Annotated in this window: 13 protein-coding genes; 10 read left to right on the plus strand and 3 right to left on the minus strand. The window is 44.5% G+C overall.

Annotated elements, in window-relative coordinates; genetic code table 11:
* The first annotated feature begins 25 nt into the window (after positions 1-25).
* From ACFQ21_RS27465 to ACFQ21_RS27500, 8 genes are all read left to right on the plus strand, one after another.
* Positions 26-409: a RidA family protein gene (locus tag ACFQ21_RS27465; RefSeq protein WP_377585264.1), complete on the plus strand. Its 384-nt coding sequence runs from the start codon at positions 26-28 to the stop codon at positions 407-409.
* A gap of 30 nt (positions 410-439) precedes the next feature.
* Positions 440-892 (plus strand): 3-oxoacyl-ACP synthase, encoded by a 453-nt coding sequence (locus ACFQ21_RS27470; RefSeq protein ID WP_377585267.1) that lies wholly within the window; start codon positions 440-442, stop codon positions 890-892.
* 65 nt (positions 893-957) lie between these two features.
* Positions 958-1,524 carry an NADPH-dependent FMN reductase gene (locus ACFQ21_RS27475; RefSeq protein ID WP_377585270.1) on the plus strand — a complete coding sequence of 189 codons (567 nt, stop codon included), beginning with the start codon at positions 958-960 and terminating at the stop codon, positions 1,522-1,524.
* A 94-nt stretch (positions 1,525-1,618) separates the two neighbouring features.
* Positions 1,619-2,455 (plus strand): serine O-acetyltransferase, encoded by an 837-nt coding sequence (locus tag ACFQ21_RS27480; protein WP_377585273.1) that lies wholly within the window; start codon positions 1,619-1,621, stop codon positions 2,453-2,455.
* Positions 2,456-2,560: 105 nt separating this feature from the next.
* On the plus strand, positions 2,561-4,351 hold the full coding sequence (locus ACFQ21_RS27485; RefSeq protein ID WP_377585276.1) for a toxin-antitoxin system YwqK family antitoxin: 1,791 nt from the start codon (positions 2,561-2,563) through the stop codon (positions 4,349-4,351).
* A gap of 63 nt (positions 4,352-4,414) precedes the next feature.
* Positions 4,415-5,989, plus strand: coding sequence for an NAD(P)/FAD-dependent oxidoreductase (locus ACFQ21_RS27490; RefSeq protein WP_377585280.1), 1,575 nt, complete (start codon positions 4,415-4,417; stop codon positions 5,987-5,989).
* A gap of 17 nt (positions 5,990-6,006) precedes the next feature.
* Positions 6,007-6,375 carry a CoA-binding protein gene (locus ACFQ21_RS27495; protein ID WP_377585283.1) on the plus strand — a complete coding sequence of 123 codons (369 nt, stop codon included), beginning with the start codon at positions 6,007-6,009 and terminating at the stop codon, positions 6,373-6,375.
* A gap of 65 nt (positions 6,376-6,440) precedes the next feature.
* Positions 6,441-7,376, plus strand: a complete 936-nt coding sequence (locus ACFQ21_RS27500) for a polyphosphate kinase 2 family protein (protein WP_377585286.1) — start codon at positions 6,441-6,443, stop codon at positions 7,374-7,376.
* Here ACFQ21_RS27500 and ACFQ21_RS27505 read toward each other — a convergent pair.
* Entirely contained in the window at positions 7,370-8,797 is a 1,428-nt protein-coding gene (locus tag ACFQ21_RS27505; RefSeq protein ID WP_377585289.1) for a leucine-rich repeat domain-containing protein, read from the minus strand. The genes ACFQ21_RS27500 and ACFQ21_RS27505 overlap by 7 nt on opposite strands.
* A gap of 142 nt (positions 8,798-8,939) precedes the next feature.
* On the opposite strand from ACFQ21_RS27505, the gene gyrB reads away from it, so the two are divergent.
* Positions 8,940-10,895, plus strand: coding sequence for a DNA topoisomerase (ATP-hydrolyzing) subunit B (gyrB, locus tag ACFQ21_RS27510; RefSeq protein ID WP_377585292.1), 1,956 nt, complete (start codon positions 8,940-8,942; stop codon positions 10,893-10,895).
* Between the two features lie 98 nt (positions 10,896-10,993).
* Entirely contained in the window at positions 10,994-13,120 is a 2,127-nt protein-coding gene (gene ppk1, locus ACFQ21_RS27515; protein WP_377585295.1) for a polyphosphate kinase 1, read from the plus strand.
* Positions 13,121-13,317: 197 nt separating this feature from the next.
* Here ppk1 and ACFQ21_RS27520 read toward each other — a convergent pair whose 3' ends face one another.
* A complete protein-coding gene (locus tag ACFQ21_RS27520) occupies positions 13,318-14,268 on the minus strand; it encodes a PorP/SprF family type IX secretion system membrane protein (protein WP_377585298.1) in 951 nt (316 codons plus the stop codon).
* A gap of 9 nt (positions 14,269-14,277) precedes the next feature.
* Complete coding sequence (locus tag ACFQ21_RS27525) at positions 14,278-20,799, minus strand: T9SS type B sorting domain-containing protein (RefSeq protein ID WP_377585301.1); 6,522 nt, start codon at positions 20,797-20,799, stop codon at positions 14,278-14,280.
* Between the last annotated feature and the right edge of the window lie 107 nt (positions 20,800-20,906).

Raw genomic sequence — 20,906 nt, forward strand, 5'->3', positions numbered from 1 at the left:
CATTTCAAAAATACGATTCACATACATGCAACGAAAAAATTTCTCTTCTGGTGCCAAGTGGGAAGACATAGTAGGTTACTCACGTGCCGTATTGATTGGTAATCATCTTGAAGTATCCGGAACGGTTGCGGCCGATGAACAAGGTGTAGTAGGTCAGGGAGATTTTTACAAGCAGACCAGGTTTATCCTGGAGAAGATCGATAAAGTTTTGCAACAGGCGGGGTTCACGATGCGCGATGTTGTGCGCACCCGTATGTTTGTTACCGATATATCACAATGGGAGGCAGTAGGAAAAGCACACGGTGAATTCTTCAAAGACATAAAGCCGGCTACGTCCATGATCGAGATCAGTGCACTGATCGATCCGGAATATCTTGTTGAGATTGAAGTAACTGCGATCAAGAGTTAAATTTTTTACAACTACATTTTTATTTTTTACATGAGCGAACTTAAATCAAAGTTGCATACGCTATGCCATGACTATGCCGATCAACGTATTGAAGCTGCACGTAATGCCATTGCAGCATTACAGATCTCTGCCGATGAAGAAACGAAAAGCAGTGTTGGCGATAAGTATGAAACCGGCCGTTCTATGATGCAACTGGAAATGGAAAAATATAGTATACAATTAACCGAGGCTATTAAACTGAAAGAGACCATCGGACAGATTGATACTGTGGTGCAGACGGACGTGGTGCGCCCCGGATGTTTGGTACGAACCAACCAGGGTAATTTTTATATCTCCATCAGCGCAGGTTTGCTGAAGGTAAATAACGAATCGTTTTTTGCTGTCTCAACGGCATCGCCTATTGGTGTAAAGTTAATGGGACTTGCCGTGAAGGCTTCGTTTACATTCAACAACAAACCGTACGAGATTCAGCGTATTGAATAAAAGTCGAAGTGCCTTGAAAGGCACTTCTTTTCATATATATTGATGCCTCGAAGTAAATTTAGTATATGCCACACATTTCCATTATCTCCGCGAGTGTTCGTACCGGTCGGTTAAGTCACCGGGTTGCGCTATATTTTAAAAAGTATATCACGGAGAACAACCTCGGTACGGTTGAGATTCTCGACTTGAATGAATACCAGTTTCCATTGTTCAATGAACGACTGGACCATCAGCAAAATCCGCTGCCACAGGTATTGGACTTTGCTGATAAGATCAAAAAGTCTGACGGTATCATTATCGTTACGCCCGAGTATAACGGAGGCTATCCGGCCAGTATAAAAAATGCAGTGGACTTGTTGTATAAAGAATGGCATCGTAAGCCGATCGCTATATCTACCGTATCGGATGGTTCGTTTGGTGGCACGCAAGTGATCACATCCTTACAGTTCTCACTCTGGAAAATTCGTGCGTGGACGGTGCCAGCCATGTTCCCGATGCCCAAAGTAAAAGAATTGCTCGATGACGATGGAAACCCTGCCGACAAAGCTGCACTCGATAAACGCGCGAAAGTCTTTACCGGTGAGCTGCTGTGGTGCATAGAAGCGAAAAGACGAATGGAAGCTCAGGTATAACTATTTTGAGCTCCGGCCAATCAAAAAATCTGTAAAACACGTTATAGCAACATTGTGTGTTTATACGAAGAAAATCACCACCAGATTTTTATACATGGATAAGTCGTTTCTAAAAAAACTGTATCAGTCTCATCAGGCATGTCCTACGTGCCCGGCACCGGCAGAGGTGTCGCAGTTCTTTGTTGAATTACTGAGCGCGTTGTTTGCTGACTTCTCTCAATTGGCGCATTTGTCAGAAGATGACTTCATGCGGTTGATGGAGAAACTTCGATCCGATCTTGAAAAGTTACTTCGAAACAATCCGGCTTCCGGTACCCACAATGCCGCGGCCCTGGCTGAGAAATTCTTCGATGCCTTGCCGGAGATACACAGCATGATCGAAGAAGATGTTACCGCGATGTTTGAAGGCGACCCTGCTGCCAAAAGCAAGAGCGAGGTGGTGCGTACCTATCCCGGCTTCTACGCCATTGCCGCCTATCGTATAGCCCACCAGTTGTTAAAGCAGGGTATAAAGGAAATACCGCGCATCATCACCGAACATGCGCACAGTAAAACCGGAGTTGACATTCACCCCGGTGCTTCTATCGGCAGACATTTTTGTATTGACCACGGTACCGGTGTAGTAATTGGGGAGACTACCGTGATTGGTAACTTTGTAAAGATATACCAGGGCGTTACACTAGGGGCGTTGAGCGTAAACAAAGAAGATGCGTCACGAAAGCGACATCCCACGCTGGAAGACCATGTGGTGGTATATGCCGGTGCTACTATATTGGGAGGTGAAACGGTAATCGGTCACCACAGCGTGATTGGAGGAAACGTATGGCTTACACGCAGTGTACCGCCTCATTCCAAACTCTACTACCAGGCTAAAATGTTTAATGGCGATACCAACGAAACCGACCTGGTAGTCTTTCGTTCGCACGAGTAATTAATAAGTAAATTATTAGCAATGAAGTGGTTAGGGGGCGATTGAGCACCCTGTCCGGTGTGTTGCTTTATTTGTATCTTTGAGGCGCAGTTTGAACGCCTGCTTGTGAAAAGACTCCTTCTAATTCTACTATTCCTTTCGGCAGGTAAAACGCTTGTTATAGGTCAGGGCTTCACGCGCAAAACGTATCACGATCCTGAGCGTAAGCACATCAAGGAAATATACCAGGTAAAAGATACCGTGCGTAACATCGCGCATGGCAAGTATCAGTCGTACTACCTCAACGGCACAACAGAATCCAAAGGACAATTCGAAAACAACGAGACCGCTGGCGTGTGGGAGTTTTACTACGAAACGGGTAAACTCAAAATGCGCGGCATTCTTTTTAAAAGCTCCAACTATGGTTTGTGGGAGTACTTCTATGAAAGCGGCCAGAAAAGTATGGAGGGCATTGTGAATGGCAAAGACCGCCAGGGCGAATGGAAATCATACTATGAGAACGGACAGGTAAAAGAAATAGGATCTTATAAAGACAGCAAGCGCATCGGCATCTGGAAAAATTACTTTGAAGATGGAACGCTGAAAGGAGAGATAGACTATACGGATGACTTTGGAAGGTATACCGAGTATTATCACTCCGGCAAAGTATTGGGCGAAGGTCCGAAGACAGGCTCAAAGAATACCGGTCATTGGAAATACTTTACCGAAGATGGTGCCCTGGAAAGCGAAGGCGACTACGACAACGGAAAGAAACATGGTGAGTGGATAACGTATTTTCCTTCAGGTAAAATTTCGTCTAAAGGTAAGTATATACAGGATCAACCTGCCGGTCCGTGGGAGTATTATTTTGAGAATGGAACCGTGCGATCATCCGGAGAATATACCGGGGGAAAAAAGAACGGCTATTGGAAAACACTTAACACCGATGGTACTATAAAAAGCGAAGCTACATTCGACAAAGGAACAGGTGAGTATCGCGAGTACTATACCAGTGGTAAACTGAAAGTAAAAGGACAGATACAGGATGGAAAGCGCCAGGGTAAATGGATGTTTTACTATGAAGATGGAAAGCGCGAAGGCGAGAGCGACTATGCAAATGATAAAGGTATATATCGCGGCTACTTTCCCAACGGAAGCCTGCAAACCAAAGGCGCTTATGATGGTGAACTGAAGACGGGAACGTGGGAGATATATGAGACAGACGGAAGACTCTCAGGGTACTATCGTCCGTATTACGAAGATCAGAAGTTAGGGAAGGAGATCGTGCAGCTTGCTACCAAGAGTACACATCGCTCAAAAGCCAAGGCACGTGGCTTCAATTACTTTCGTGAAAAAGGAAATGAGTTTCATGGTGTGATCATGAGCTCCAACCCGATATGGCTTGCTGTTGGGCGACTTCCGTTCGGAGTGGAGTTCTATCAACAGGAGCGTTTAGGACATGAGTTTGAATTTGTCGGTATACGCGATCCATTCTTCACAGCCGATCTTAATATTACACCCAACAAACAATTTGAGCGTGGGTATAGCATCAGCATCAAGCAGAAATTTTATAATGCCATGAAAGTGGGCATGTGGTACTTTGGTCACGAGATACGTTTTACCAACCTCGGGCATTTTGTTAATCAGCCGATCAACAATAATCCGGATAATTTATTTACGTTCAATTCGGTGGAACAGCGCATTGAGTGGGGGCCACTGCTCGGCTATCGCATTATGCGCAGGAACAACCGGAGCGGGTTTACGATTGATACTTTTGCTTCGTGTGGTATAGGCTACCGCAGCTTTGATGTCGATCCGGCATTTGCCAGTTACTTCGAAGATCTTAATCAATCCAAGCTGTCTACAGCATTTCACTTCGGACTCAATTTTGGCAATGTCTTCTCGTTCGTGAAGTAAAGTTTAGCTGAAGCATTATATCTTTGCATAACAATCATTGAAGGATAAAAACCTTCCGTATATATGAAGACAGTAGAATTAGTGCTTTCGCCTGCAGAGGCGTTTAACGAAGAACAATTTGAGACCTTGCTCTACAAAAAGCTTGGTTTGAAAAAAGATGGCGATGTATATGTGCAGCCGGTAAAACGTTCCATCGATGCACGCTCGCGCAACGTTGTGGTTAGAGTGCAATGTGAATTGCTTTCTCCTTCCGAAAAAAAATCACCGACAGCTACTACAACCTACCAGCAGGTTGGCAACAAGCAACAGATAATTATAGTGGGCAGCGGACCAGCAGGATTATTCGCAGCACTGCGATTGATCGAGCTCGGTGTAAAACCAATTGTACTCGAGCGTGGTGCTGATGTACAGGCCAGACGCAGAGATCTTGCTGCGATAAACAAAGATCATTTCGTAAATCCGGAGTCAAATTACTGTTTTGGTGAAGGCGGTGCCGGTACCTATTCTGATGGTAAACTATATACCCGCTCGAAGAAGCGCGGAGATATACGCAGGATACTGGAGATTATGGTAGCACATGGTGCAAAAGAAGAAATTCTGTTCGATGCGCATCCGCATATAGGTACGAATAAATTACCAAAGCTGGTGGCAGAACTTCGTCAAAGTATACAGGATGCAGGAGGCGAGGTATATTTTAATACAAAAGTTGTTGATCTTATTCTGAAAGATGAAACAATAAAAGGCGTTGTTCTTCAGAATGGTGATCGGGTAGAGGGTGAAGCGGTAATTCTCGCTACCGGACATTCGGCCAGAGATATATTTCATCTCCTTCATCAGCATAATATACTTATTGAAGCGAAGCCTTTTGCGTTAGGCGTTCGCGTTGAACATCCGCAGATACTGATCGACCAGATACAATATCATTGCACAGGCGATCGCGGTCCATATTTACCGGCATCATCATACGCATTGGTACATCAGGCAAACATTGAAGGACAAGATCGCGGTGTATTTTCATTCTGCATGTGCCCCGGTGGATTTATAGTACCAGCAGCAACAGCACCGGGCGAAATTGTTGTAAACGGCATGAGTCCTTCGCGCAGAGATTCGAAGTTTGCAAACTCCGGTATTGTTGTAGCCGTTGATGAAAATGATTTCAAAGAGTATGCAAAGCACGGAGCGCTGGCAGGCATGATTTTTCAATCGGCTATCGAGCAAAAAGCTTGTGTGATAGCAGGAGGTACACAACTGGCTCCGGCACAACGGCTTGTGGATTTTGTTGATAAGCGAGTTTCGTCATCATTGCCGGAAACATCGTACCAACCGGGACTTGCTTCTGTAGAGATGCGCGAAGTGCTTCCCAAAAGGATAGCCCAGGCGTTGCAGCAGGGCTTCCGTAACTTTGGCACCCGTATGAAGGGTTATCTTACCAACGATGCACAAATTGTAGGTGTCGAGAGCCGTACATCATCACCGGTAAAGATTCCGCGCGATAAAGACACACTGGAACATCCGCAGATCAAAAATCTGTTTCCATGTGGCGAAGGCGCAGGCTATGCGGGCGGAATTGTATCAGCAGCGATGGATGGCGAGCGATGTGCCGAAGCAGCATTCGCCAGAATAACGAACAAGTCATGAATTGAATTTGAAAAACGATGAGTAAGAAGACCGTAATTATAGGGGCAACTGATAATCCGTCACGGTATGCGTACCTGGCGGCGTCCATGCTTACCGAGTATAAAAACGAAATCGTTCCGCTCGGTATAAAAACAGGTGAGGTGTTCGGAAGCAAGATCCTCAATATAAAAGATAAACCGAAGATTGATAACGTTGATACCGTAACGCTATATATAGGCCCGCAACGCCAGCCGGAATGGTATGACTATATATTGGGGCTCAACCCCAAGCGCATCATTTTCAATCCCGGTACCGAGAACGATGAGTTCGAGAAAATGGCCGAGGATAAAGGAATCGAAGCGCTGGAAGCCTGCACGCTGGTAATGTTGCGTTCACGACAATTCTAACCGATACAGGACAAGTATAGTTATACTAATAATAGCTAACTTCCTGTTATTAACCTGCTCACACTATGGTATCCGAAGAAGTCGCTGTCCAATTCAAAAAACTGCTCGTAAAGCCGGGTAAGAAATTCAAGCTGTCGGATTGTGATACGGCTTACAACGGAGAGGCTATCACCAAAGACGAAGCCCAGCAATTGCTGGCGCAGGGATTGGAACACCTGGCCGAGATACAGGACAAACTCTATGCGCACAACCGCTTTAGCGTGCTGATCATCCTGCAGGCGATGGATGCTGCCGGTAAAGACAGTGCCATCAAACACATGCTGTCGGGATTGAATCCCACCGGGGTGCGGGTATATAGTTTCAAAACTCCATCGTCAACGGAACTCGATCACTATTACTTATGGCGACACAATCTGGCGTTGCCCGCACGGGGCGAGATTGCCATTCATAATCGTTCGCATTACGAAAATGTACTCATCACCAAAGTACACCCGGAATATATACTCAACGAAAATCTTCCGGGCATTCAATCCGTTGAGGATATCGATAAGCACTTCTGGAAGCAGCGGTATAAACAGATCAGACGATTTGAGAAGAACCTGCATGAGAACGGAACCATCATTCTCAAATTCTTTTTACACGTGTCCAAAAAAGAACAGAAGAAACGATTTCTCGAACGCATCGATAATCCCACCAAAAACTGGAAGTTCTCCCTGGGCGATCTGAAAGAACGCGCGTATTGGAATGATTACCAAAAAGCATACGAAGATGCACTGCGGGCCACATCAACTGAACATGCACCCTGGTTTGTAATACCTGCCGATGATAAATGGTATGCACGGCTCGCCATGGTATCTATACTCTACAAACAATTTCAGGCACTCAGCATTGAATATCCATCCGTTACCGAAGCGCAGAAAGCAGAACTTGAAAAAGCAAAAGTGCAATTGCTGGCCGAGAAAGAATCCACACCCCGATCACCTAAAAAGAAAGATCAGTGAAAGCTGTTGCGCGGTCCTGATACACGAACGGTGATATCATACATGGCGAGTTCTTTTGATTTTCGGTCGATGAAGAGCCGTACATTTTCACGCCAGGGATTATTCATCAGCGAGATGAATCGCAGTTTGGGATAGTTAAATATAGTCTCCGGCAAATCGGTCATATAATTTTCAGAGAAATCCATTTCCTCCAGCGAATCCAGTTGCAGCAACGTATTGGGTATCTGTCGCAGGCAGTTATTCTGAACGTATATAATGCGAAGTTTAGACAACTGGTTTATGTCATCCGATATACTCGTCAGCCGATTGTCGTAAGCATACAGCTCTTCCAGCAGCCGTAGCGTTGTAAGCTTCTCCGGCAATTTCAAGAGTTTGTTGTGCGATATGAAAAGTATCTGCAGCGAATCCCAGTTGCTGATGCGATCATCAATCGCTTCGATCTGGTTAAAGTAAAGATCAATTACATTCAGCGAGCGCAATTCATATACGCCTGTCGGCACAGACGTTAGCCGGTTGTTGTAGAAGGAAAGGTGTTTTAACTTTTTGAGACTTCCTATGGCCGGTGTAACATTGGTGATTCGATTGTGATTTAAACTCAGCCGTGTGAGGTTGGGAAAGCGTGTGATCTGGTCAGGCACCTGTTGTATGCGGTTGAATTGCAATGCGAGCTTTTCAAGATTCGGATGCAACTTTAATTTATCGCGAAGGGTAAGTTCGTTGTGTTGAAGACTCAGCTCTTTTAGTTTCCGGTTTCGCGCGGCACCGTTCGGAAATTTTACGAGTGCATTGTTGGATAAATCAAGAGTCTCAAGCGCTTTCAGCTTACGATAGGAGCGAGGCAATGCTCTGGCATGATCACCATGAATGGCGAGCAACGTAATGCGATCATTTTTATTTAACCTTAATGGACGTTTATACGTGTTGTTGAGAATGGCGATAGAAGTAAGTCTCGGTAACTGATTGATCTGCTTTTGAATTTTACGGATCGAGCAGTTTACAAGTTCAATACTTTGAAGGCTGTCGCAACGCAAGAGTATAGATGGCAGTTCTTTCAATTGCAGACCAATAATGCTTACCCTTTTTACTTTACGCAGATCGCGAATGAGCGTGAGACTATCATAGGGTGTAAAATCAGGTGAAGGTTTATAAAGAATACGAAAACGAAGAATGGCTTGTTCACGAAGCACATCGCGCAGATTTTCCACACTGTCGAGTATCTTCAAATCAACACGTTCATCGTTATGAAGTTTATCATACAACGCATTCACATTAGCCAATCGAACAGAGTCCTGAGGCGACTTGTATACGGGAACTTCAAGGTTACGATTCCGGGTTATACTAGGCTGCCCGATTGCAAAGGAGAAACATAGAACAAGCAGACACGTGTATGTAGGAAAGAGTGCTGCATCGATGCGATTCATAGATAAAACTAAAGATTTAGTTATCGAAAAACAAGCGCCAAAAATGGTGCTGATGCATATAAAAAAATACAGTGTTTTTTTTCTCTAAAAATGCGGTGTGGCAGGCAAAAAAACTTATTTTTGACGGTTTCAAAAATTGACAATGAGCGAAGAGAAAGCGAAAGTTCCAGCTGATTATTCAGCCAGTAATATTCAAGTATTAGAAGGGTTAGAAGCAGTACGGAAACGTCCTGCCATGTACATCGGTGATGTAGGTATCAAAGGACTTCACCACCTCGTGTGGGAGGTTGTTGATAACTCGATCGATGAAGCACTTGCCGGTTATTGTGATACCATTCATGTAACGGTAAATGAAGACAACTCCATTACGGTTGAAGACAACGGTCGCGGTATTCCAACCGACATGCACGAAAAAGAAAAACGTTCGGCATTGGAAGTTGTGCTAACGGTACTTCACGCGGGTGGTAAATTTGATAAGAATACCTATAAAGTATCCGGTGGTTTGCACGGTGTGGGTGTATCCTGCGTGAATGCTCTCTCGGAGCATTTACACGTAACGGTACAACGCGATGGAAAAATATTCGAACAGGAATATGAGCGTGGTAATCCGCAATACCCGGTTCGCGTTATCGGTGAATCTACGAAGCGTGGTACTACCGTAAAATTCCTTCCGGACAAAACGATCTTTACCAATTGGGAGTATAATTACGAAACAATCGCATCGCGTGTACGCGAGCTTGCGTTTTTGAATCCACGTATTACCATTCACCTGAAAGATCTTCGCGAGAAGGATGAGAAGGGCGAAGTAAAAGGCGAAACGTTTTACTCAGAAGGAGGCTTGCGCGAGTTCGTTGAATACATTGATGCAACACGCGAGAAGCTGATTCCGGCTCCGATCTATATCGAGAATGATAAAGGCGAGATACCAATTCAGGTTGCGTTGAGTTACAATACATCCTTCAGCGAAAACCTGGTGTCGTATGTGAACAACATCAACACGCATGAAGGTGGTACACACGTAGCCGGTTTCCGCAGAGCATTAACAAGAACATTAAAAACATACGCTGATAAATCAGGATTACTCGAGAAAGTAAAGATTGATATCAGTGGTGATGACTTCCGCGAAGGATTAACAGCAGTAATCTCGGTAAAAGTTGCCGAGCCTCAGTTCGAAGGACAAACCAAGACTAAACTTGGTAACTCCGATGCGATGGGTGCTGTCGATCAGGCTGTAGGTGAAGTGCTTCAGTACTTCCTCGAAGAACATCCGCGCGAAGCAAAGCTCATCGTTAACAAAGTTATACTCGCAGCACAGGCTCGTCACGCAGCGCGTAAGGCCCGTGAGATGGTACAACGTAAAAACGTTTTATCAGGCACAGGTCTTCCGGGTAAGCTGGCCGACTGTTCCAGTGCTGATCCTGCTATATGCGAACTATATCTTGTGGAGGGTGATTCTGCGGGTGGTTCTGCCAAGCAGGGAAGAGATCGTAACTTCCAGGCTATTCTGCCATTGCGCGGTAAGATCCTGAACGTGGAGAAAGCACAAGAGCACAAGATCTACGAGAATGACGAGATCAAGAATATGATCACGGCTTTGGGTGTAACATTCGGTACACCGGAAGATGACAAGGCTCTTAACATGACGAAACTCCGCTATCACAAGATCATCATCATGACCGATGCGGATGTGGATGGTAGTCACATTCGTACACTGATCCTTACGTTCTTCTTCCGCTATATGCGTGACCTGATCGAAAACGGATATGTATATATAGCGCTTCCTCCTTTATACCTCGTGAAGAAAGGTAGAGAAGAGCGTTACTGCTGGACAGAAGAAGAACGTGCAGCCATTGTAGCGGAGCTTGGTGCCGGCAAAGAAGACTCTGTAAACGTACAGCGCTATAAAGGTCTTGGTGAAATGAACCCTGAGCAGTTATGGACAACCACGATGGATCCATCCAAGCGTTCATTGAAACAGGTAAGTATAGAGTCAGCTGCAGAAGCTGATCACTTGTTCTCAATGTTGATGGGAGATGAGGTTGCACCACGCAGGGATTTCATTGAGAAGAATGCCAAGTATGCACGTATCGACATTTAGTCTGTATTTAAAACTATTTATACCTATCCGCTAAATATTAACCGAATGATAGCAGGGAAATAGTTAGCGGATAACGTTAACTTTTTTACCTTGCTGATATGGATGAGTTACATATTTCTTCGGACAGGATAGCACAACAGATTTACGAGAGTGAATACATCAGCCGCGATCTAAGCTGGCTGAAGTTTAACTATAGAGTACTGGAGCAGGCCAAGCATATTGACCGCAGTATATTTGATCGCCTGAAGTTCCTTTCCATTACAGCCTCCAACCTGGATGAGTTCTGTACCATCCGGTTAGGAAGTTTGTATAATTACCTCGACTATAATAAAGAACGTTTTGATTATAACGGTTTGCGTGAAGAACCGTTCCGTAAACTTTTACTCGCGGAGACGAAGAAGTTCTTCAACGATCAGAACGAGTACTATATAAATAGTCTGAAGCCGCTCTTTCACCAGAACGGTTTTGCTATATGTGCCTATAGCGAACTCTCTCCTGAGGATACACAACGGGTAAATGATTACTTCAATCACATCATCTTCCCGATGTTAACGCCCATGGTGTTTGATAACTACCATACGTTTCCGGTGTTGATGAACAACAGGTTGTTGTTTGGTGTGGTAACGAAGAACACGAACGATGCGCAGAACCAGCAACGAGTTTCATTTATACAGGTGCCGCAGAATCTTCCGCGATTCTATGAGTTGCCTTCGGAAGATATAATTCAGTTTGTTCCGATCGAAGAGATCATCCGAAACAATATCCATCATCTCTTCCGCAATGTAGAGATTGCCAGTACAAATCTTTTTCGCATAAATCGTAACGGTGATTTTACACTCGAAGAAAGTGAAGATATAGAGTCAAACTTCCTTGAAGATCTGAAGCGTAAACTGAAGACACGCAGAACCGGCCGTGTAGTGCGATTGGATGTTGAAGAAAATCCGGATCCGTGGATGATGCGCCTGCTGAAAATTCAGTGGGATCTCGATGACCACAATATATTCTCTGTTCCGAAAGACAGCATGCTGGAATTTAACGGTCTCATGCAGATTATCGGACACAAAGAATTCAAGAGTAAACGCTCGCAACCACCGGCACCGATCAAACCGTTGAATTTTCCGGAGCAAGGCAGTCGCGATTTGTTCGAAGTGTTGAAAGAACGTGATATACTTTTACACCATCCCTATAACTCCATGGAACCCGTACTGGAGCTCCTGGAGAAAGCAGCGGATGATCCATATGTACTGTCGATCAAGATTACCATATACCGCGTAGCAAAAGAGTCGCGTGTTACCGCAGCACTGTTGCGTGCCGCTGAAAATGGAAAGCACGTTGCCGTGTTGTTCGAAGTAAAAGCGCGTTTTGATGAAGAGAATAACTTGCGTGAAGCACAGCGACTGCAGAAGGCCGGCTGTTTCGTGATCTACGGTGTGAGCAGCTTAAAGACTCACACGAAGTTGTTGTTGATTGTGCGCAAAGAAGAAGACGACAAAGTTTATCGTTACGTTCATCTTTCCAGTGGTAACTACAATGAGTCGACATCGCGTTTGTATGTAGACATCGGTCTGCTTACAACGAAGGAGGTATACGCCAACGATGTGTCGGAATTCTTTAATGTAATTACCGGGCACTCGCAACCTTCTACCTATCGTAACCTGATTACGTCTCCGCGCGATATGCGCATTCAATTGTGTAACCTGGTGAAGCGTGAGGCGGAGAATGCAAGAAACGGTATACCATCGGGTATCGTAATCAAACTGAATTCCTTCCAGGATAAAGAACTCATTGACGAATTATACCTGGCATCGCAAGCCGGAGTACCGATCAAGCTTATTGTTCGCGGAATGTGTTGCCTGCGTCCCGGCCGGAAAGGTCTTAGTGAAAGTATAGAAGTTATCTCGATCGTTGGTGAATATCTGGAGCACTCGCGTATATATTATTTCCACAATGCCGGAAATCCGAAAGTGTATATCGGAAGTGCCGATGCCATGGTACGAAGCTTCGACAGAAGGATTGAATCACTCTTCCAACTTGACGATGATTTCCTGAAGAGACAAGCCATCAACAACCTTCGCTATAATTTAAAAGATAACGTCAACTCCTACATCATGAAGGAAGACGGCACGTACGTGATCAAAGAACTGAATGGAGAACCACCGTTCAACATCCACAAAGAATTCTATCATGTAACCCGAGATATAGTGATGGACGCAAAGCTCTTTTGATAAGAATTGTAAGATTGTAAGATTGTAAAATTGGAATATTAGTGTGATTGAAAAATTAGAAGATTATAAAATTACAAGATTGGAGAATAAGTTGTCTTCGGTATGCAATCTTCTAATTTTTTAATCTTCCCAATCTTTCAATCAAAATTCAAAAAAATCCTCTGACGTTCGCCAGAGGATTTTTTTTGAATTTGACCTTATCGGTAGTCGTAGTATTGTGGACACTCGGGGTTTTTGTGGATACCTCTGAATATGGAGCGGAAGTTCAACATGAACTCGTGCGTACCATTGGAGAAGTTGTTCAGATCGGATTGAGTCCAATCGTATGAATATCCAAAGTGTAATTTCTCGGTCAGTTTGAGATCGATGAATGTGATGAACGAATCACCGAGACGATACGATCCTCCAATACTGAATACATCGTAGAATATTACCGCGGTGTTGATATCAAAACTTAACGGCTGTCCTTCCTGTGTACGCACCAGGAATGAAGGATTGATCTTTACTTTATCCATACGATCCAGCGGAAGTATAGCACCACCGCGGAGGAAGTAATAACGAGCTTCTTTAATGCCACCTAGCAGGCTTTCAACAGAGTTGGCTACTTCGTTGTTCATAATGAACGGAACGGAGAAGCCGAGGAAGAAATTCTTCTTGGTATAAAATATACCGGCTCCGAAGTTAGGCTTTACCTGCTTGGATATATTGTAGAACGATGCATCATCAGGATTCTGCAAATCAAGTTTGCTATAGTCGGCACCCAGCAGGTTGATACCAGCCTGGAGTCCCATGGCCAACGTTGAATTGGGAAAATGAATCTTGTACGCATAGTTTACATAGATGTGATCGTTGCTATAGCTACCAATCTCATCGTGGTTCACCATCAGGCCTACACCCACTTTATTCTTCGCCAGCGCAGTATGTGCACTGATGTTAAATGTTTTGGGCGCGCCCGGAAAGTTCACCCACTGGTTCCGGTACATCGCTGTTGCACTAAACTTGACGTGAGCACCTGCATAGGCAGGGTTTATCACCATCTCGTTGAAATAATACTGGGTGAAGACCGGATACTGCTGCGCCATTCCGGCTATAGCAATACCCAGTACAAACAACGTAGTTGAAAAAATGTGCTTCAGGGTAGAGGTCATTACATTAAATTAATTAACTATTTCAAGATATCCGGCCAGGGGCTTCGAACCATCGCGCTTGTCAATGATGTAGAAGTATGTACCATCCGGGAGGTTCGTACCCATTACACTGATACCCTTGTTGGATTTACCATCGAAGAAGATATCAATGTTGTTGTATCCTTCATGCTCGTATACCAGTGTACCGGCACGGTTGAACACCTTCACGATGTTATCCGGGAAGTTCTGGATACAGTTGATGAAGAAGATGTCATTCTTACCATCACCATTTCTGGATATACCATTGTAAGGATGTATATCTGTTTTCACTTCAACTTCTTTCGAAGCTTCACAGCCGAGCTGTGTTCTTACTGTTACTTTATATAAACCTGCTGGTATACCATCGAGAACCGGATCACCCATAATGGTTCCATTAACAGATTCCCAGATGATCTCGTCTATATCAACATCGTTTGTGATGGTCAGCATGATTTGTCCGTTCTCTTCATCACAGCTTGCCGGGATGATTGCGAACTCAAATTCAGGAAGAACCGGTTTAGACAGAATTTCTTCGCTTACCGGATCAGACACGCAACCTGTAATGAGACTTGTTGCACGTACAGTATATATACCTACCGCAAGGCTATCGTAGTATGATCCTACAAAATCAGGAGATGCTTTTACGGCATTACCGATATACCATTCGAAGATATAGTCTGATGTATTTCCGTTAACCGATGCCGAGAGTATACCGTTGTTATCCACACAGCTTGTCACGTGCGAGATGACTTCTATACTTGGTTGTTCAACACCTACCGGTACGAATTCAAGGATTACCTGTGTTGTATCTGAACAGCCTGAAACGAGGTCGCTTGCAATAACAGTATAGGTACTATCTCTCAGGTCGCTGATCTGTGAACCGGTAGCAAATGGAGGAGGAGTTATAGTCTCGCCATACCAGTCGAAAGTATAGTCGATCACGTTACCGTCCACGGAAGCTGAAACGATACCGTCAGCCTTCACGACATCGCAGTTTGTTCTCGGGTTAACTGCTGTTGCCGTTACAACCGGGTATACACGCATATCATCAATGGACACGGAAGCGGACACTTTGCAGAATGCATCTGCCTGATCGGTTGCTACTACCAGGAATGTATTCGGGAATATAGCTGGCTGGATATTTTCAACCAGTTTACCAGTGTAGTCAGCTGATGGTTTAACAGCTGCGCCTATATACCATTTATAGTCATAATCATTAGGGCTTCCGCTTGTAACGGTGGCATACATGGATCCATCCGGATTTACACAGAATGTTAGCGGACTTGTTGATGCTGTCATCGTAACGATGGCTGTGTCCTGAGATAGTTCATAAGTTTCTACAACCTTACAGTGTGAAGTAGTATTCTCGACTGATACAGTGAAGAAGCCAGGGTTAATAGTCTGTGCTATATTTCCTGCGTTACCATAGCTATCAGTACCCGTTACGTTGCCGGCTGGTAGAGGTGTCGTTGTAGTCGCTCCGGTAAACCAGCTATAGGCATAGTTTGTACCAGGGAGGCCAGATGCCTGCACTTCAAGTTCACCCAACACGTTTGTCGGCTTGAGACATTTTGAGGGAACAACGAAGCGTAACAGGTCGACATTGACCGAGTTGATTGTTTCATCTTCAATTGTAAAGCTCGCAGTAACATCGCAGTTGCTGGAAGTTTCATTCGCAATAACATAGAACTCGCCAGCACCCAGATTACCGATATCACCGGCTACTGCGTCATTGTCAGCTACTACGGAGTTATCAATTCTTCTCCAATCGAAAGTATATCCTGCGAACGGAGAAGTCAGCGCCACTCCATCTACCATGATACGCTGGAAGGCAGCTGCACCTTGCGTTAAAGGCGTTACTCCATCCGGACCACATTCAGTGAGGCTTGTCAGGGTGATATCACCGTCAGCAAGATTTACGGTTACTTCTTTCGGATCGTTTAATACAGTGAATACATTTTCAGTATAACAGCCTTGGTTAACACCACCGTTGTCAGTCATCAATATTCTATACTCACCTGGTTTAAGACCGGTTATATCTTTTGTAGTTGCAGAGAATGAAGCATCCGTGTCCGAAGTCCATTGGTAGTCATAGTCTGCAGGAACACCAGAGCCTAATGCCAACGTAATGGAACCGCTTCCCGGATTTCCGGCAACTTCAGTTTTACAAAACTTGTTAACCATCGTAGCGGCTGCCGTTGCCGTGGCATCGATAACCGGATCGCTAATAGTTTGTTTGATCACGAAAGTTGCGGAGGCACGGCAACCTGCGAGTGCACCGGTGTTTGCAATGGCAACCATCGTATAGTACTTGGTAGTAATATTGAATGGACCATTAGAGTCAAACAAATAGTTACCCAGAGTCGGACTAGGATTTACAGACGTAACCGGAGTACCTGTACCTGATGGAGTTTCAGGGTCAACACTTCCTTCAAAGTATTCTATTGTATAGTCTGTATCAACAAAGCCGGTTGTTGGTTTAAGCTCTGCTGTGATACTTCCTCCATTGTCAGGAACGCAGGTAGTGATATCGGTTTGTGAGAATGGCTTTAATGTGTGACCATTGAGGAATGGCAGGTATATAGGGAATTCTTTCTTACAACCTGTATCGCGGTTTGTGATCTCCACTACATATTGTCCGTAGCGCAAATCAGTAACCAGTGAAGTGGTTGATGTGTTGGTAACTGTCGCGATTGGCGTACCGCTGGCAGGAACTGTGAATCCTTTGAACCAACGGAAGTCATATCCTAATACGCTTGGAGTCGTTACGATTACGTTAATGCGACCAGTGTTCGAAATACAGTCATTAGGTTCTGTAAGAACCGGATCGTCAATAACTATATTCGGAATATTGTTCAACACCTCGGTTTGTTTCGCTGGTGTAACGCATCCATAGATTTTATGTCTGGCACGCACGGTATATATACCAGGATTAACACCGGAAAGTATGCTCGTGGTGGCGCCTGATATGAGTTTGGATGCCGTTACGGCTGAACCTGTATACCATTCAAATGTATAGTCACTCGGTACGCCAGGGCTTACGGTTTGTACTTCGATCTGACCATTGTTAGGCGTACAGGTTGACTGACCTGTTGGAACAACGGTAAGTATTTCTGTTGTCGAAGGACCATCTATCGTAATCTGTGCTGTTGACGAACACGAGGTTGTCTTACCAGTAACCTTCACCGTATAAGTACCTGCCGCAAGACCCGTAATAGAAGGATTAGTTGCACCTGCAATGGCATTTGCTGCCAGGGTGTTCGGTCCTCTATACCATTGATATGTATTGTCAGAAACATTACCCTGAACGTTTACGGTAGCAGCACCGATTGAACCGGTACATGATAACTGATCAGAGTCTTTTGTTATACCCGTGATAACCGGAGGCTTGGTTTGTTTAACTTTTATAGTTACCGTATCGGAAGTACATTTTGTGTTGATGTCAGTAGCGAACACGGTATAATTTCCGGCATTCAGGTTATTGTAAACTGAACCGGTATAATCGTCTGTCGGTTTTACAAAACTTCCATTAAACCATGAGAATGAATAACCCGTGGTTCCTCCGTTAACAGTTGCTGTTGCACTTCCTTTTGCTGTAGCGGAACAGGTAATATCAACGTGTGTAGTATCTAATGTGAACGGAACCGTGAGATCAAGTATATCTCCGGAGTCGTTACCCTGGCAACCGGTTGTTTTCTCGGTAACCAGTACGGAATAGGAACCCGGCTTTAATCCGGTTAATGTATGACTGATGCCGAGCGTATCCCCCACAAGAATGTCCGGACCGGCATACCAGGTATACTCGAATTTACCGGTAGGTTCTCCTATACCATCACCATCGGTATCATTTACAATAGCCTGTAATACACCGGTTGGATTTTTACAGTCATCGTAGTTATGCATTGTAATCACGTTGACATTAATAGCACGTGAGATTTCTTTTACGACCACACTGGCTACTGTATCAGAGTTACATTTTGCTGTTTTGTGAATAGCATATACTGTATACGTATCAGCGGGAAGACCGGTATAGGTGTGCCCCACGTGATCAGCAGATGCTATAGGCTTGGCAACGGTTCCTTTGAACCAGTAGAAATTGAAACTGGTTGAATCTTTTTTACCGTTGATCAGAACGTATGCACGCACCGCACCATTATTAGGAGCATTGGTAACGTTGCTACATCTCAGGTTGTCGCGAAGTACTTCAGCCTGAAGTGTAACCGGCAGTGGAACAACATTTGTTTTCAGAATATTGTCGCCATAGTCGCACTCTTTGATCTTTGAATTTGGATTCGGTATAGTAATAGGAGTAGGGATGGTTGTACCATCGTCATTCAATACTATATATAGTGTAAAGGCAGAACCAGGACCTGTTATGCTTACGTTGGTTTGCGTAAGGGTATCACCAGGGTTCATGTTGCTCAATGGTATTGTAGTCTTTCCAAGCAGTATTGCTCCGGCAGCCATAGGGTCACCGTTATAGAATGCAACAGGTAAGTTACCGCTGATTCCGATATCACCTTTGTTTCTGAACTTGAAGGATACCGTAAAGTTTTTATCCGGACACGTAGGAGGATTAACCTGTACATCAAAGTCGTCACTGAAAGGTGTAACGGCCAGGTTAGGCGCTGCATATGAAGGACAACCAAATGAGTTCAGAAAAGGTGATTGGTTCAGGAAGCTGTTCAGCGGCCTGCTTTTTCCATCTACAAAACATTGTGCATTTTCGGCATATACCAGGTGGTGTGCCTGCATTTGTTTCGGAATGGTAAGGTCGTCATTAACGTTGGCTACAAAATAACCGTGCTGGTTCCAGAGCTTACGTGCCGGTACCCACGGTTCGTTGGCGGATTCATAAACACGTACTTCAGCTTCACTGTAAAGGTTTGTAAGAGCTGCTCCGTTTGTTACGTTGTCGGTAGAACAAACCACGCATATTTCAGTCGAACCATCTCCATTCATATCCACAACAATCGGATATTCATTGGATGTACGGGAGGCGCATCGGATTGGTGTACTGCGTGTAACGGTTACTACACCACTCGTATTTGTAGTGGTATATATATAGATATAATTCTCGTCACGGTATACAATTTCAGATTTACCATCGGCATTAAAGTCAAACATGGTACAGCCTGTGTAACCGGAAGTTTCTTCCGTAACACCACGTCTCCACAAAGTATCCAGGCCAGCAGCAGTTTCTTTAAGTGCATATAGATATTTACCGGATACATATACGGCATTCATTTTACCGTCACCGTCTATATCCGCAAGGTTAACACGACCGGCACCGTTCTGCCATCCATTTTTATACTTGCTGTCGCTTGAATTGGAGAGATCTGTATAAGTTTTCAGGGCATTGTTTTGAACGTCCCAGAAGAAAATGGTAGTCGTTCTGTCCTGGTTGTTACCCGCCTGCGTGGTAGAGCCAACCGCTACTATATCAAGATAGCCATCCAGGTTAAAGTCAGCCACACTGGTACCACTTCCGGATACGCGTTGATTTCTTGTAAAGTACTCGGAACGTTGTTGTGAAAGTGTAAGTGTTGAGCCCAATACCGGAGGTGTTGCCGGAGGAGGAGCAGGACGATTAATATTTACCGAGTATATCCGGCAACCCGCCACAAGTTCTTGTGTTGAAGATCCGGTCAATATATCAACAGCTATAGGAGCGTTGCTGGTCTCAAACCAACTTCCGCCACTACCAGCCCAGTTGTTCTCGGCCATTAATGTACCGGAGTGAGCATCATAAATCCGGGTACGGGTATATAACTCGACATAACCATCGCCATCAAAATCTGTAAGCCCCATTGTACCAGGGTATACTCCCCAATCTATAGGACTGGTCCAGGTTTTGTTACCGTTACAATCGTAGGCCATAATTTTATAGCCTGTTCCGTCTGATGTAGCAGTAAGAATGAAAAACTCGGCACATCCATCTTTATTGATATCAGCCATGGCTATATCTTCAAAAGTAGGTCTGAGGTTGTCGTTCAGTGTATTGATCTGTTTCTCCAGTTGCAGGATAGTACCGGCAGCGGGAGCACTCAGAACGTTGATAAAACCTTCGGTGGGGTCTGCAGCAGGGCTGCTGTTTCCATTTCGGAATGTCGTAACTATTTCAGGAGTACCATCATCATCAACATCTCCTACAATCAGGCGGTTAACGTGGTTAGTTCGGCTAGGCTCTGATTTAAACTTAAGCTTCATTTCGAAAGGAGGGAAGCTGTCAGGCTTAACGTCACAAGTTATATCATGACCGATAAAGAAATCTTTACAAACTGCATCGATGGAACACTCCTTGTCGTAACAGTCTATGAAACGGTCGCCATCATCGTCTATACCGTTATCACAGATTTCACAAACTTTAGCGCCACAGTCTCCGTCACGGCAGTCTACGAGGCCATCGCCATCGTCATCCAAGTTGTTATTACACTTGGGACCTGTCTCCTGTGCGAACGAACTCATTGCTATCAGGCTTAGGAAAGAGATCAGTAAAATCAACCTTTTCATAGGGGTAGAAAAAATTATGTGCAAATCTAAGGACACTAAGGCTTCCATGTTAATCGTTATAAAGATTCTTTAAGCGATTCATTCCTTACATATGCGAATGAATTAGC

It is taken from the genome of Ohtaekwangia kribbensis, assembly GCF_042676245.1.
GTDB lineage: Bacteria > Bacteroidota > Bacteroidia > Cytophagales > Cyclobacteriaceae > Ohtaekwangia > Ohtaekwangia kribbensis.

Coding starts and splice junctions, on each gene's coding strand:
- ACFQ21_RS27465 (WP_377585264.1), top strand. CDS start 26: ATGCAACGAAAAAATTTCTCTTCTGGTGCCAAGTGGGAAGACATAGTA.
- ACFQ21_RS27470 (WP_377585267.1), top strand. CDS start 440: ATGAGCGAACTTAAATCAAAGTTGCATACGCTATGCCATGACTATGCC.
- ACFQ21_RS27475 (WP_377585270.1), top strand. CDS start 958: ATGCCACACATTTCCATTATCTCCGCGAGTGTTCGTACCGGTCGGTTA.
- ACFQ21_RS27480 (WP_377585273.1), top strand. CDS start 1,619: ATGGATAAGTCGTTTCTAAAAAAACTGTATCAGTCTCATCAGGCATGT.
- ACFQ21_RS27490 (WP_377585280.1), top strand. CDS start 4,415: ATGAAGACAGTAGAATTAGTGCTTTCGCCTGCAGAGGCGTTTAACGAA.
- ACFQ21_RS27495 (WP_377585283.1), top strand. CDS start 6,007: ATGAGTAAGAAGACCGTAATTATAGGGGCAACTGATAATCCGTCACGG.
- ACFQ21_RS27500 (WP_377585286.1), top strand. CDS start 6,441: ATGGTATCCGAAGAAGTCGCTGTCCAATTCAAAAAACTGCTCGTAAAG.
- ACFQ21_RS27505 (WP_377585289.1), bottom strand. CDS start 8,797: ATGAATCGCATCGATGCAGCACTCTTTCCTACATACACGTGTCTGCTT.
- gyrB (WP_377585292.1), top strand. CDS start 8,940: ATGAGCGAAGAGAAAGCGAAAGTTCCAGCTGATTATTCAGCCAGTAAT.
- ppk1 (WP_377585295.1), top strand. CDS start 10,994: ATGGATGAGTTACATATTTCTTCGGACAGGATAGCACAACAGATTTAC.
- ACFQ21_RS27520 (WP_377585298.1), bottom strand. CDS start 14,268: ATGACCTCTACCCTGAAGCACATTTTTTCAACTACGTTGTTTGTACTG.
- ACFQ21_RS27525 (WP_377585301.1), bottom strand. CDS start 20,799: ATGAAAAGGTTGATTTTACTGATCTCTTTCCTAAGCCTGATAGCAATG.